Source organism: Paenibacillus agricola, assembly GCF_011440305.1.
GTDB lineage: Bacteria > Bacillota > Bacilli > Paenibacillales > NBRC-103111 > Paenibacillus_S > Paenibacillus_S agricola.
In genome coordinates this window covers 357,371-371,400 of the sequence record NZ_JAAOIW010000001.1, presented here as the reverse complement: position 1 = coordinate 371,400, position 14,030 = coordinate 357,371, and the positions used below count along the sequence as shown (strand labels likewise).

General features: G+C 41.1%; 16 protein-coding genes and 2 tRNA genes. 12 read left to right on the top strand and 6 right to left on the bottom strand.

What is annotated here, in order from left to right:
• Positions 1-201 precede the first annotated feature (201 nt).
• Both G9U52_RS01840 and G9U52_RS01835 read left to right on the top strand, forming a co-directional pair.
• Positions 202-278: transfer RNA gene (locus G9U52_RS01840), tRNA-Met, on the top strand.
• A gap of 8 nt (positions 279-286) precedes the next feature.
• A tRNA-Ile gene (locus G9U52_RS01835) sits at positions 287-360 on the top strand.
• A 128-nt stretch (positions 361-488) separates the two neighbouring features.
• On the opposite strand, the gene G9U52_RS01830 is transcribed toward G9U52_RS01835, so the two are convergent.
• Positions 489-989: an NUDIX hydrolase gene (locus tag G9U52_RS01830; protein ID WP_166145290.1), complete on the bottom strand. Its 501-nt coding sequence runs from the start codon at positions 987-989 to the stop codon at positions 489-491.
• A gap of 199 nt (positions 990-1,188) precedes the next feature.
• Here G9U52_RS01830 and G9U52_RS01825 point away from each other — a divergent pair, with 199 nt between their 5' ends.
• The 5 genes from G9U52_RS01825 to G9U52_RS01805 all read left to right on the top strand — a co-directional run bounded on the left by G9U52_RS01825 (position 1,189) and on the right by G9U52_RS01805 (position 6,212).
• Entirely contained in the window at positions 1,189-2,934 is a 1,746-nt protein-coding gene (locus G9U52_RS01825) for a plastocyanin/azurin family copper-binding protein (RefSeq protein ID WP_166145287.1), read from the top strand.
• A 181-nt stretch (positions 2,935-3,115) separates the two neighbouring features.
• Complete coding sequence (locus tag G9U52_RS01820; RefSeq protein WP_311764791.1) at positions 3,116-3,694, top strand: RNA polymerase sigma factor; 579 nt, start codon at positions 3,116-3,118, stop codon at positions 3,692-3,694.
• Positions 3,695-3,701: 7 nt separating this feature from the next.
• Positions 3,702-4,562 (top strand): anti-sigma factor, encoded by an 861-nt coding sequence (locus G9U52_RS01815; protein WP_166145284.1) that lies wholly within the window; start codon positions 3,702-3,704, stop codon positions 4,560-4,562.
• A gap of 31 nt (positions 4,563-4,593) precedes the next feature.
• Complete coding sequence (locus tag G9U52_RS01810) at positions 4,594-5,748, top strand: acyltransferase (RefSeq protein ID WP_166145282.1); 1,155 nt, start codon at positions 4,594-4,596, stop codon at positions 5,746-5,748.
• Positions 5,749-5,930: 182 nt separating this feature from the next.
• Positions 5,931-6,212: a hypothetical protein gene (locus G9U52_RS01805; RefSeq protein ID WP_166145279.1), complete on the top strand. Its 282-nt coding sequence runs from the start codon at positions 5,931-5,933 to the stop codon at positions 6,210-6,212.
• Between the two features lie 253 nt (positions 6,213-6,465).
• Here G9U52_RS01805 and G9U52_RS01800 read toward each other — a convergent pair whose 3' ends face one another.
• From G9U52_RS01800 to G9U52_RS01785, 4 genes are all read right to left on the bottom strand, one after another.
• Positions 6,466-6,612 (bottom strand): lmo0937 family membrane protein, encoded by a 147-nt coding sequence (locus G9U52_RS01800; RefSeq protein WP_166145276.1) that lies wholly within the window; start codon positions 6,610-6,612, stop codon positions 6,466-6,468.
• A 340-nt stretch (positions 6,613-6,952) separates the two neighbouring features.
• Positions 6,953-7,216, bottom strand: coding sequence for a hypothetical protein (locus tag G9U52_RS01795; protein ID WP_207952747.1), 264 nt, complete (start codon positions 7,214-7,216; stop codon positions 6,953-6,955).
• The gene (locus tag G9U52_RS01790; RefSeq protein WP_166145271.1) at positions 7,188-7,343 is read right to left on the bottom strand and encodes a hypothetical protein; all 156 of its coding nucleotides are present in this window, start codon (positions 7,341-7,343) and stop codon (positions 7,188-7,190) included. Before G9U52_RS01790 ends, G9U52_RS01795 begins: the two co-directional genes overlap by 29 nt.
• Positions 7,344-7,595: 252 nt before the next feature.
• Entirely contained in the window at positions 7,596-7,886 is a 291-nt protein-coding gene (locus G9U52_RS01785; RefSeq protein ID WP_166145268.1) for a hypothetical protein, read from the bottom strand.
• A 296-nt stretch (positions 7,887-8,182) separates the two neighbouring features.
• On the opposite strand from G9U52_RS01785, the gene G9U52_RS01780 reads away from it, so the two are divergent.
• The 3 genes from G9U52_RS01780 to G9U52_RS01770 all read left to right on the top strand — a co-directional run bounded on the left by G9U52_RS01780 (position 8,183) and on the right by G9U52_RS01770 (position 10,215).
• Positions 8,183-8,392: a hypothetical protein gene (locus G9U52_RS01780; protein ID WP_166145265.1), complete on the top strand. Its 210-nt coding sequence runs from the start codon at positions 8,183-8,185 to the stop codon at positions 8,390-8,392.
• A 198-nt stretch (positions 8,393-8,590) separates the two neighbouring features.
• Positions 8,591-9,604, top strand: coding sequence for an ABC transporter substrate-binding protein (locus G9U52_RS01775; RefSeq protein WP_166145262.1), 1,014 nt, complete (start codon positions 8,591-8,593; stop codon positions 9,602-9,604).
• 428 nt (positions 9,605-10,032) lie between these two features.
• Complete coding sequence (locus G9U52_RS01770; protein WP_166145259.1) at positions 10,033-10,215, top strand: hypothetical protein; 183 nt, start codon at positions 10,033-10,035, stop codon at positions 10,213-10,215.
• 228 nt (positions 10,216-10,443) lie between these two features.
• On the opposite strand, the gene G9U52_RS40750 is transcribed toward G9U52_RS01770, so the two are convergent.
• The gene (locus tag G9U52_RS40750) at positions 10,444-10,566 is read right to left on the bottom strand and encodes a hypothetical protein (RefSeq protein WP_279538526.1); all 123 of its coding nucleotides are present in this window, start codon (positions 10,564-10,566) and stop codon (positions 10,444-10,446) included.
• A gap of 495 nt (positions 10,567-11,061) precedes the next feature.
• On the opposite strand from G9U52_RS40750, the gene G9U52_RS01765 reads away from it, so the two are divergent.
• Positions 11,062-11,382, top strand: a complete 321-nt coding sequence (locus tag G9U52_RS01765; protein ID WP_311764790.1) for a tyrosine-type recombinase/integrase — start codon at positions 11,062-11,064, stop codon at positions 11,380-11,382.
• A 399-nt stretch (positions 11,383-11,781) separates the two neighbouring features.
• Complete coding sequence (locus G9U52_RS01760) at positions 11,782-13,584, top strand: copper amine oxidase N-terminal domain-containing protein (protein WP_166145256.1); 1,803 nt, start codon at positions 11,782-11,784, stop codon at positions 13,582-13,584.
• Positions 13,585-14,030 lie beyond the last annotated feature (446 nt).

Here is a 14,030-nt window from a genome sequence, read left to right as displayed (position 1 = left end):
TGTTTGGCGAAAAGGATGGAAGAGGACTGGTGGATTTATGGATATGAATGCCCACAGGAAGTGGAAGTGTTTCGATCTCCGAAGGGACGTTTTGGAGTTCGTTACCTTTTATAAGATTCTCTCAACTTTTTCTTGACTTTTCTTTTGAATTCATTGTAAAATAGAAAACGTTGCTATGAGAGCAACTTGCTAATCAACTAACGCGGGGTGGAGCAGCCCGGTAGCTCGTCGGGCTCATAACCCGAAGGCCGCAGGTTCAAATCCTGCCCCCGCAACCAAATTTTTTGGGCCTTTAGCTCAGTTGGTTAGAGCGGTCGGCTCATAACCGATTGGTCGGGGGTTCGAGTCCCTCAAGGCCCATATCGAAAAGACCTTGGTACATAAGGATTTTCACAAATATTCAAATCAGACAAGCCCGGCATTTACTCCAATTTATGGAGCGGATGCCGGGCTTGCTAATTTTTGCTAACGAATGCGATTACTTGATGTTATTTGAAATACGAGCTGTATACCTCATGAACTTTTAATAAAGGATTGGGCGACCCGCTGAACCATGCCCATTCACCCACGCGTGGACTGCCACCATAATAACGTTTGGACTCGTCCGGGTCTGATAGCAAGCGGCAATTATATAAGAAAGCAATAAAATGCCCTCTGTCTTTTTTATCCACATTTAAGTCCTGTACAAAAGTGCAAGGCTGCTCGTCATACTCCAAGCTGGCCCCTAGTTCAATTTGCCCTACCTTTACAATCCGATTGGCAAATAACTCATTATGTCGAATAACACCTCCAGGCAAATGCCAGCCTTTTCCAAAAAATACATCATCGCGCCATGTGAATAAAGTCTCGTTGGCTTCGTTTTTGATAAGAAGATCTACACTTATAAGCGGAGTGATTCGACTTACAAACAAAAACAATTCCTCTGGAAGCCCATCGGTTTCTTTACTAATTGTATTTTCTAAATACTCAATGGCCTCGTTACTATTCATGGTGTGGACCTCCATATATATAATTGGATTGAAAAGAAAGAACTTTAATTAGAAGTTTAAATCATCAGAGTTATTTAATCAACGTTTAGCATTATTAGTAAATTTATTCAAAAACCTATAAAACCTATGTCTTTATCCTTGCGTTAACTTGGATAGGTGTGAGTGCATCTATATCCTATTAATGGAGGTTGAATATCGCATGATCAACAGCAATAAAACAGTAGCGGCAGGTTTGCTTGCAAGCGCATTAATACTGGGGAGCGCCTTTCCAGCATGGGCAGCAGATGCCCCAACAGCAACGAATATAAAGACGGATGCACAAATTGTAGCGGATCTGGGCGTATTACAAGGCGATGGCAATGGGGTTACAACGGGTTATTTGGCCAAAACAACGACTCGGCTGCAAGCTGCTATTTTATTTTTACGTTTAAAAGGAATGGAAGCCACGGCGACTGGATTCAAAGCAACAGATAATTTTGTTGATGCAGCCAAGGTTAATGAAAGCAACAAAAATATTTTGGGCTATTTGAAAGCGAACCCACAATTGGGCTGGACGGGAACAGGCAACGGTAATTTTGATCCATCTGCCCAGATTACTGCTCAACAATATTATAAAGTGCTGCTAGAATCGCTTGGTTACAAACAGGATACCGATTTTAAGTATGAGGGTGTTCTGGATTTTGCGGGAACAATGGGATTATCGCAAGTAGCTGAGGCAGGTGCCTTACGTAATTTACATATTGCTACAGCAACAGTGGAGGCGCTTAAATCGAAAGTTAAGGGAGGCACCAAAACGCTTCTTGACATCTTGGTTGAGCAAAAAGTAGTCGAGGCTAACAAAGCAGCAGGTGCACAATTCGCTTCAATTAAAGTAGCTCGAAGCTCGGAGGTAGGCTCTTATTTGACCGACGAGTCAGGTAAAACACTGTATATGTTTATGAAGGACACACCAGATGTAAGCACTTGTAAAGATGCCTGCGTTACGAACTGGCCCATCTTCGCAGCGGACAACATTCAAATTACAAGCGATTTGAATGCCGCTGATTTCAAAACCATCGTCCGCGAGGATGGCAAAAAGCAAACCACTTATCAAGGCTGGCCCTTGTATTATTATGCGAAGGATCTTAAGGCAGGAGATACGCTAGGGCAGGCTGTAGGTGGTGTCTGGATGGTAATTAACCACTCAGCCATTAAAATAGCCAAGAATGACACTTTAGGAAATTTTCTCGTTGATTCCAAAGGGATGTCGCTTTATCTGTATACGAAAGATACGATAAACATGAGCGTATGTAAAGGGAATTGTGAGGTGAATTGGCCGATATTTTATTCGGAGCATTTTCCAACTATGGGAGATCTGAAGGCTGCTGATTTTGGCACAATTACACGTGATGATGGCACCAAACAAACCACCTACCAAGGCTGGCCGTTATATTACTATATTAAAGATATGAAAGCCGGAGATGTTACAGGACAGGATGTAGGTAAAGTTTGGTATGTGATTGATCCTGCTGCGGCTCCTAAGGTTCCAGCCGTATCCTCGCCAGCTGTTCCAGCGCCTGCTGGGCAAGCACCAGCACCAGCAGCACCAGCACCAATGCCGATGCCAATGCCAGCAACACCGGCACCTGTAGTGCCTGTACCAGCTCCAGCAACACCGGCACCTGTGGCGGCTGCCAAAGCCTATGCAGTGGCAATTGAAAATTTCGCTTTCTCCGAAGCGGTGCTTACTGTTGAAGCAGGCTCAACGATTACGTTTACTAATAACGATCGCTTTAATCATAATGCGGTTTCCGATCGATTGAAGGCTGACGGCAAGCCCGAGTTTGAGACCAAACTGTTGGGTAAAGGCGAATCGGAATCGATTACGCTGACACAACCAGGCGAATACACATATTATTGCGAGCCACATAAAGATAATATGAAAGCCACGATTATTGTAAAATAGGGAAAGCTAGCAAAACCGCAGGCGGGGGAAACCCATAAGCCTGCGGTTTTTTTGCTTGAATAGGCTGTGAAAACTATTGCAAATTTATTCTTAATAGAAGAAGATAGGAGTAAACCTTTTTCCCTACATATTCGTTTCTTATAATAAGAGGGTCGGTCTCGACCCGAGGAGCGCAGATTACGTGCAGCCATATCCAGATGAGCAATTAATGCAGCTAATAAAAGACAAACAAAGCTTTGCATTGCGTATATTATATGATCGCTACGTGCGTCTTGTTTATTCCTATGCAGTGAAGTCAGGAGCAGGAAGCGATGCGTCTTTTGCTCAGGATGTGGTTCAATTGGTGTTTACAAGAATTTGGACCACGGATAAGGGCTACGACCCGAGTAAAGGTCATTTCGTCAATTGGCTCATTACGGTAACGAGGAATATAACGATTGACCAGCTAAGGAAGCAGCGCAAGCAGGAGCTTCTAGTTTCGTTTGACCAGGGTATCGCAGAGCTTGAACAAACCTCGCTGAACGCAAGGAACGAGCTTCAGGAAGTGGTCTCAAGAAAATTGTTAAAACAGGAGATTGAGGCGGCCTACCGATACTTAACCGTGAACCAGGTGCTATTAATACGCCTTTTTTATTGGGAAGGGTATACGTTAAGTGAAATTGCCGACCGTAATAGGGAACCATTGGGTACCGTGAAGAGCAGATTACATCAAGCGTTAAAAATGCTGCGGAAGCATTTGACACCGGAAGGAGAGGACTAAGGCTGCCATGAGCGAGAATATAAACAACTGTGACCCAATGTTTTCCTTCTTTCTAAATGAACTGACTCCAGAGCAATCCAAAGCATTTGTTGAGCATCTGTCGACTTGCCCGATGTGCGCCACAGAGTTGAAAGGACTGCAGCAGGTATGGCAGACATTGCCCCATGAGATGGAGGAAATCGATCTCCCGGATTCGCTTAAATCGCAAATGCTGGACAATATTATGAAAGGCATTTATGAGACCAGCCAGATAGAAGTGATCCATACGCCGCCGATCGTTGTAGCGAATTCTGCGAGCCACCTGCCTGATTCCGTGAACATTCAGTTTGATCCATCAAGCCCTGTCAATAGCCTGGGCGCTCAAGCGATACCTCCATTAGCTCAATTGATCAAGCCAGCTAAGCGGTGGTCATTCGTCGCTGCTGCTGTTTTATATATCGCCATTGGCGCAGCTATTGGATGGGGAATCAATGATTACAGCAATAGCCAGCTAGCCAGCCCACCTGCAGCCTTAGAATTAACAGCCCAGCCAGCCCAAGTGGTAAGCCAATATACTTTAAAAGCGTTCGATCCTGCTATGCCTGGGGCAAGTGGTAAATGCTTTGTAAAGCAGCAGGGAGATTCCAAGCAATTAGTTCTCCAGGTTAATGGATTGAATATGAATTCGGGTGATTGGGCTTACCAGGTGTGGCTTATTAAAGAAGGTGTAAGGTACAATGGTGGGACGTTCCGTGTAAATGAAAAAGGGGACGGGATCTTAACCTATGATTTATCTCCGGCTATAAGCTCATTTGAGGCTTTGGGTATAACTTTGGAGCCAGATGCTGCCGGGTCGAAGCCAAGAGGCAAGAAGGTATTAGGGACTTAACTATAAACAAGCTAGGCAAGGTGGAATTGAAGTGTCGATCAAGAAAAGTAAGCAGCCTAGAATTGCAGAGCTACAACTTTTGCGTGGATTTGCTTTTTTGGCGGTAGTCCTTCAGCATGCGATTGGCCATTATGCCTATTTGCCTGAAGCATCCCTTGGGGATGGTATCGTTCTTGCGTTATTTTTGCTGGCAGCCAAATTTGCAGTTCCTATGTTTATTTTTATTACAGGTTTTGTTTTATTTTATAACTACCGCGATGGTGTGCAACTGGTTGATTTTTGGCTCAAGCGCTGCAAAGATATCGTGTTGCCTTATATCATGTGGTCGATCCTTTATGTTTTTGTTTTTGATAATCAAGGGGTTACTTTATGGAATGAGATAGTAAAGCTGCCCACCTATCTGACTACGGGCACAGCTATGTATCATCTCTGGTATGTGGTTATGGTTGTTCCGTTTTATTTTATATTTCCTTTGCTTCAACAAGTGGTGCGGTGGATTCTAAATGTGTGTACACAGCGGCAGATTTATCTAGGGCTATGGGTTCTGGTCTTTGCCTATATGATGTTGATAGCGTTGCAGCCTAGCATAGCGAATGCTTTTATCGCTTGGAACATCCCAGTGCTGACCCCGCTTTTCGCGGAATATTCGGACCGGAATACGATCTTCTTTTTTCTGTACTTTGTTATAGGGATGGTGGCAGGTTTAAACCTGCCAAGCTGGAAACAATTTTTGGAGAAGTGGACAATAGGAGTCATCAGTCTTTATGCATTAACCACTTGTGTGCTTCTCTACAGGATTATTACTCATTTTTACAGCAACGGCAGCTTTAAAATTCATTACAATGATACGCTGCTCCTTCAACCCTTGATGGCGGTTTTTCTTGTTTTTTCCATTATGGTTATGTATATCATAGCTATTAAATTTTACGAGCGGGCAAACCCAAAATGCCAATTTTGGCTGAATTATATCGGGCATTACTCATATGGGGCGTATCTAGCTCATGCACTGATGTTGGTTGCTGCGGTTTATATAACCGACCTATGCTTGCCAGGCTGGAATGCTACAATAAGGACAATCATTTCTTTTGCGATATGTACCGTTTTATCTATTGCTGCAGCTCGATGGCTGAGCTCGTTTAAATGGATCCGATTTATGACCGGGACAACGGTTTTACAAAGAAAATAGCTTTCCAAGCATAAACCCTGGATCTTTCGATCAGGCTTTTTTGCTGTTAAGAACCATACAATTCTAAAGCGCTCGCAAAATGCAAGGAAAATAAAAATAAGCTTCACTCTAAAGAATCATTTACCGATATAGTTCTTAAGGCCTGAAACCGGGACCCACCTTGTTACTAAGGAAGTGATTTTTTGAAGCTGCCCTATTCAACAATGAACGAGGAAGAACTGCTAAAAGAGTATTTACTGCTATCTGAAGTGACAGAAAGTCTAGAGCATCTGCTTATTTATAACCCGAAATTACAATGGGCGATGGAAGATGTCCAGCTTGACATCCAACAAATCATGGGGCAGCTTTTTTTTCGATACCAGCATCATCACAAAATCAATTTGAATAATGTGATAGTCAGCAGCATTGAGCTCCAATCCAGGATGAAGCTGTACCTTAGGGCTTTAGATCGTGAAGTCCATTAAGGTTCAATGAATGTTTGCGCTAAGCACCACGCCCCTTTTTTATATATTTGATATAACTAATCGTCATAGCTGCGGTTACTGCAAGTATACAAGGTGCATAAATATACCATTCCATCAGAATCCCCCCTTATTACTACTTACCCAAACTAACTCAATAAGAATAGCGAATATTAAAAAAGCCCTTTCTGATGTTTAAATCAGAAGGGCTTCGCTTTTAATTTTATTAGAACGTTAACTTTTTAGGTGTCTAAAGTTAACGGCTTCTCCGGCTGCTGAATAAATTGAAAACCAGTGAAATGACAGCCAGTACAAGCAGAATGTGTATCAAACCACCAGCGACATCAAACGCAAACCCTAATCCCCACAAAATAAGAATAACAGCGAATATGGTCCAAAGCATAATTAACACTTCCTTCCTTCAAGGTGCCTATCTCTTTTTAACCATATTTGTGGAAAGCTAATCAGTTAATTTGATGTAGCTTGGTTTTCGAAGTCGGATCGCTTCGGCGATTTCCACAGATTGTAAAGATGCTTGCAAAGGATCAGGCGGCTTGCGGCCTGCGAAAAAGATCTAGACCAAGGCAACGATAATGACAAAGATAATAAAGGAAAGATAATTACTTAGGCGATTATTAAAGAAAAAAGCCCTCAATCCATATCCATTTGGGTCTGTTGACAAACCAAAGGGAATGAAGGCTGAAGGCTTTTTTACGGTTTGGCTCATAAAACCATCTCACAGATTAAGGTTCGTTAAGTTCGGATGTAGCTTTATCATCCTGCACATTATTTGTTGAATTTTCATTTTTCTCATATGCGATAAGCGTAACCTGGTTCCCGACTAATTGGGCAATCGACAATTCGGCGGCTTCTATTATCTTCACAGCCTGATCATAATTCTGAAGGGAAGCCACCTTAAAGCTATCTGTGCTTATATGGATGTAGATCAATCCTCCATCATCAAAATTGGTAGAAATTTCACTTTTTGTAATCCTCATTTTTGTCATACGCTTTTTGGGTTCGCTTAGCGAGATCCTCCGTAGCTTCGACCGTGTTTTCAACAGTACTTTCAATAGCATGCTGCACATAATTGATTGCATTGTCCACCGCGGATATGTTTTCTTTTTTTGGCATGGATGATCCTCCTTTTAGCCTACGGACGTTGCTTGCCCAGTAAGGCGTGCTACTAATTCCCCCCGCTTACATGTAAGGGCGTTAGAATAGGAATAGAATCCCCTTATATTTCCTTGATTATTCACTCTATAATAATAAACTCAAATCTATCATTTTTGATCAGAAGCCATCGAACACATAATAACCCTTGATATGTGTGTCTAAAACAACCCTGAGGGATCGAGGGCTATTTGTTTCCGGCATGTGGAAGCATTAATCTACTTTCAATAGAAGAACGCTCATTGTTGCATAGTTGCGATTAACCCGAACTTGGGCAATTCTAGTAACTTTATATTTTTGACCGTGAATATCTCTAAAATCACCAACCTGGATAAAGTCCCCTTCGTCAATATTAATCTCCATAAGTATCTCGCCAGGCGCACGGCTGATCGAAATCAAACCTTCATTATAATCAATTTCGATCCCATCATTTTTTAGGATTTCCGCCGCCTCAAGTGCCTCTTTAAGAATCTCAGTCAAACTATGTCCGCTTTTTGTTTTCATCCTCAACAACCTCCCATATTATATAGGTATAATAACATGTATGATTATATAGGCTCAATCTCAAAATTAGAGCTTGACTCCTAGTTCCACAGTGAATGGCTGCTTACGGCTAAGATGAGTTAGCTTACATACGGAATCCAATAAAACTTTCTACCCCTCTGGGATCGATTATGTAAATATGTCCATTAAAAATGCATATTCTATGAGACTGTGGCAATAGTATTGATACAATCTTATAATATTGGGGTATATAAGGTTATAGGGATTACATTATATAAAAAAGGCCAGGTGTGGATATGGAAACAGGACAAGAGCTAGTAACGGATGCTGAATTCGAAGAGGCGAAAAAAACAGGTCAATTAGTTAGAGCATATCAAGGCAATATAACCATCTATCCTCCAGGGCTCATCACGGGGTTTTCAAAGGATCATGTTGCAATTGATGATAAGCGGGTTTTTCGTGTAGCCAATAGTTTCCAAGTGGTCAATTCGTCCCAAAAGTTTTAAATCTTGAGTCCAAGAAAATCCGCAATTGCCTCACATAAACCGCGAAGCACTCTCAATTGAGGGTGCTTTTTTCATACCTATTTTTCGAGGGTTGGTTTATAAGGTACAACGTTATTACTTGACAAGATGACCTGGAGTAGTTAGAATGGAAACCGCAAATGATAATCATTATCATAATAATTGGGGGTTAAGAGATTCATGCTACAAAGAAAAGTCAATAATTTCCGCAATTTCAGTGGTAGGCTGCTCGTTCTTGTTATGGCGTGTGTACTCATTCTTGCAGGTTGTGGACAACAAACAGAATCCAACACTCCTGATAAGGCGGCAAGCAATGAGCCTAAAGTGTCAGTAGAGCCAAACAATTCCGGAGAATACACCGTAAAGCACGCAATGGGCGAAACAAAAATTACAGGAACACCCAAGAGAATAGTCGTTCTTACGAATGAAGGAACCGAAGCTGTATTAAGCTTAGGTATCAAACCTATTGGTGCTGTGAAATCTTTTACAAGTACTGGGGCCTGGTATGACCATATTAAGTCGGACATGGAGGGCGTTACAGTCGTAGGCGACGAGAATCAACCCAACTTGGAATTGATTGTCTCCCTGAAGCCAGATCTCATACTGGGCAATAAATTGCGTCAAGAAAAGGTTTATCAGCAATTATCTGCAATCGCGCCAACCGTATTTTCTGAAAAGCTTATGGGCGACTGGCAAGTTAACTATCGAGTCTATGCAGAAGCTATGAATAAAAAAGCCGAAGGCGATAAAATCATTGGAGATTTCGAGAAACGCATTACTGTTTTCAAACAAAATGCTGGAGATAAACTAAATACGAAGGTGTCCATCGTTCGATTCTTGCCAGGTAAAGTCCGGATTTATATGAAAGACACGTTCTCTGGCGTTATATTGAAAAAACTTGGATTCCAACGTCCGGCACCGCAGGATCAAGAAAAATTCGCTGATGATGTGCAAAAAGAACGGATTCCGGATATGGACGGAGATGTGCTTTTCTATTTCACCTACGATAATGAAAACGGCGAAGGAAACAAAATAGAGCAGGAGTGGATGAATGATCCGCTTTGGAAAAACATTGATGTCGTGAAAAAAGGAAACGTGCACAAAGTGAGTGACGCAGTTTGGAATACGGCAGGAGGCATTAAAGCAGCTAACTTGTTGCTTGACGACCTGGAAAGTTATTTTCTTAAAAAGTAATAACGAATGATAGATGACCCGGACTCCTATTGTCCGGGTCATTTCATAGAGAAACACAATAAGTCGAATAAGATTTTTACTCATCGATATAAAATAGGGGCTGAAGAGGTCTAAAACCATACCGTATCAGTGAATAAATTTCATCTGTACCAATGAAAAAAAGCCTTGATCCACATGGATTCAAGGCTTTCTGTGCTAAAGACCCGTAGTGGGCTCGAACCACTGACTTCTACCCTGTTAAAATGATTCCTGTCTTATATTGATACATATTGATATCTACTGAATCCCTTTTGTTTAAAGGGTATTTGTTATCTTGTTGTGTTTATTTCTATTGATATCTACTCATTGATGTTAATGTTTTACATCAATTTCACATCAAGTCGATTTATTAGAGAAACAACACGAACTAACATCAAACGGGTCAATTGGTGAATATCGGAGTTCGTGAAGCGAGAAAGGGCGGCAGCAAAGGCTTTGGTTACTGGAAAGAACTGATGAAGATGTGTGGTTTAAGCGAAGATGATAAATTCAACATCCAAAGTAGCGGTGAAATCTTGATCCGCTTCGTTGATCCTACCAGTGAAGATAACTTCTCAGATGATGATGCTTAGCCGGTAGGAGCCTCTCCTTCTAATGCGTAGATGGCCATACGATATGATCGACCAGCGCAAGGTTGGACGCGTTAAGTAAGTTCCGACCAACATAAAAACAGCTAAAAAGCCAACGCGGAGGTAGTCACGCAAAGCGAGCTTCCTGACAAGCAGTTCTGTCTATGCGTCTTTAGCTGTTTTTATGTGTGGAAAAATATATACAAAGCACATGGAAAGTAGTGGAATCTACTATTTATACTCTTTCTTTTTCTTTGTTAATTGTTGAGTAAGATTACTACCAGGAGTTGCTTGAATTGTAGTGCTGACTGGCTTCTTTTTTACTTCTTTCTTTGTATCTTTTCCTTTTGACATTGTATCACCTCCCATATTCAGATGAATTCGACAAATGAATGAAGTTCCCTGCTAGAGCAGGCAAAACGCTTCTTTTGCTCTACAAGATTAAGGGATGGATCATACCATAAGGGAGATTAAAATATGGATTTAATTTATGGCATAATTGCACTTGTGTTTTAATGATTTTCGACGGCATACAAGGCATTACGTTCCGAAGAAAGCCGCGGTGATCCCCCGTGTTAGCCAAAAACATAAATAAAGAACCGAAACGGTGGCAATGCACAGATGATCCGTGCAAATTTCTTGGAAACTCATTTTTAATTTATTTATGCTGCTGTATACTCATTTCTACGCATGTATATTACCGTTTTACATCAGTTTTACATCAGTTTTACATCAATCATTAAAACAAGGGTTATTTCCATCGGTATAAAACGTTGATGACAACAAAAAAAGCCTTATATATCAAGGCTTTTCTCGCATTTCTTTTGTATGACCTAACGTAAAGTCGAGTTGAGGGTTAGGGCAGGTAAAGGCAACAAAGTCCGTACATTGCCCTTAGACGTTGATACAAGGTGGGCTATTAGAAAATACCTTGAAGAACGGGCTGACGACCACGAAGCCTTATTTATCAGCAACAGAGACAAGCGTATTAGTGTTAGGAACGTTCAGCACATTTTAGAGCAACATGACCTACATGCCCATCAACTCCGCCATACTTTTATCACAGGGCTTGTAAGAGCCAACCAAGACATAGCGGTTATCCAATCCCTCAGCGGTCACAGTTCAGCAGACATGGTACTAAGTTACTCCAAGCCCACAGAAGAAGACTAAGTGCCGTTAAAAGGCTTTATCAAGACTAAGTCCATTGCATCCATCTAACTTTATGACGCTTTTTTATTTCCTTTCCACCGCTCAATACAGTGATTGAAGACAATCAGGTATAATGTTGTCAGGAGATTAAGTATTGTCAATATGATTATTTCGTCCATTACCCCACCCCTTCTAAAAAGTGTAGGTAATGCTTCTCGCTATAAAAATATGGCATTGAATACATTTAACGTTTATTCCAGTATCTTTAAATATTATTTTATAGTAATATTTTTCCTGTATCTATTTTGTCGAATGTAAGTAGGGGTGATAGTTCTATAGAATCATAAATAGTGGTAGTCGAATTGAGTCGAATGTATTAATATGTATAGGAAGAAGTTACATACAAAGGGAGAGTATAACATGGATTTCATCAAGAATATCAAGAAGATTGGTCTGTTCATTCTAGTGGTCGCATTTATGACTGTGGGATTGGGGGCGAAAGAAGCAAGTGCGTTATGCATTGCTCCAATATTTGACCCGATACCGCCTTCCTTAACTGATGTGGTTATAAACGATGCAACACTAACAAAAGAGGGGACTTTATCAGCAAGTGTCATTGTGCAAGAGGGCTACGACCAATACGTGGAGGTTATCTTTACCGGGAAGGATGGCAAGGAAGCAGGTCGTGCAAAGGTTGATGCTATAGTAAATGTGAAAATGGTCAAACAAACGGTTGTCGGTCGTGATGGCAAAGAGTATACCGTTTCTATGAAAACAGGCATTATTAACATAAGCGCTAAGAATTTACCATTGGCTCTTGTTGATTTTATTGCCACGAAGGATAACTATATTGTAACACTTGAAACAAGAAATTATGTTCCAAGCACAACAAAAACGGCAATTCAAGTAGTAGCCTCCGATACGTCATGCGGTAACAGCACATTAACTTCTACAACCCAAACTATTGCTTTAGCTACTGCCGTATTTCCGGGCAAAGTGAACGTCAATCAGGATGGCACAATCACCATTTCAGTACAAATGCAACCTGCGTACGCAAATGCTAAAATTTATCTTATTGTATGGGATAATAACGGTAACGAGGTCAAGAGGATTGCCATAGACCTAAAAAACCCAAAAATATCCTCTAGTGATTTAGCTTTACCATCGGGCAGTTATACGATATTCATTGAACTCACGAGTGGTAACGACACTATAAAATCTGCGCCAGTCACATGGTCGATTCCAGTCGGGTCTACGGGTCAAACACCAACAAACACAGTAGATACAGGTAACGGTACTTTTCCGGGCGGTGTAGAGGTCACATCTAGTGGGACAATTCGTATAATCATACAGGCAAAATCAAATGATTACACAACAAAATATTATCTTGTGGTAATAGACTCTAACGGTAAGGAAATAAAGCGTGTTACTGTAAATCCAAGAAGCCCTAAGGTAACATTAAACAGCGGTTCATTTCCTCCTAGCTCGTATACTTTACAATTGGAAATGGTGAATGGCTCAACGAAAGTTCGCTCCAACCCTGTCACATGGGTTATTCCACAACCTACGTTGTCGATACCGTCAGGTGACACATTTCCGGGTACAATTATTGTAAATCCCGACGCTACATATACGATTACGGTAACTACAACATCCATAAATAAGAGTTATGTTTATTATGTTGTCGTTTTAGATGCCAATGAAAATGAAGTAAAGCGTATTAAGTTTGACCCATCGAAGCCTATTACAAAAACGCTAGACGATTTGAACTTACAGACTGGTGGCTATAACATTGTTATTGAAGTTGTAGACCCTAAGACAGGTGGCAAAGCTACTTCTAAACCTAAATTTATTACTTACAATGGAACGCAGGATATTATTGTAACGGTAGATGAACAACTGCAAAAGTTTGACCAAACACCTGTCAATGTAGACGGTCGAACGATGGTTCCCTTACGAGCAATATTTGAAGCATTAGGCGCTAAGGTTGAATGGGATGGGGCTACACAAACGATCACGGCTACAAAGGATGATACAAAAATTACTTTAGCCATCAATTCTAATGAAGCATGGGTAAACGGTAAGATGGTTATGCTTGACGTTCCTGCAAAGCTAATCAATGAAAATACAATGGTTCCAATTCGCTTTGTCAGTGAAGCGCTTGGCGCTAACGTTGAATGGGATAACAACTCTCATTCCGTCATCATTACAAATAAAGAGTAAGTCCTAATTATAAATACGTAAAAAGAACGCTATACGACGCTATGCCGTATCAGCGTTCTTTTTATATCCTCAATTTCGTTACACTCTTTTTTACTGGCATTATCCTATTCAGCGGCGAAGCCATAGCATGTTGCTCCTACATATCGCTTTCACCAAGGTTTACATAGCGTTTAGTCATAAGACGTGACTAAACATGTCCATGAAATACACGCTGATGCGGGAACATCAGTAACTTCCAATGGGTTTAAAGAATTAGAATAAACTGGAACTTTTCTCCCACCTTAGATGATAAGGTGCTATTTTTGTTTTGTCAATCTTCTTTCTGTTTCAACAAAATCTTAATCTCGCATCTCTTTTTGATAGTGCCACAGTCAATTTCTGGTTGCACTATTCAAGTTTGGTTGTAGTTTGTGCGCGAATACTGTCACATCAGGAAAATTGTCTAT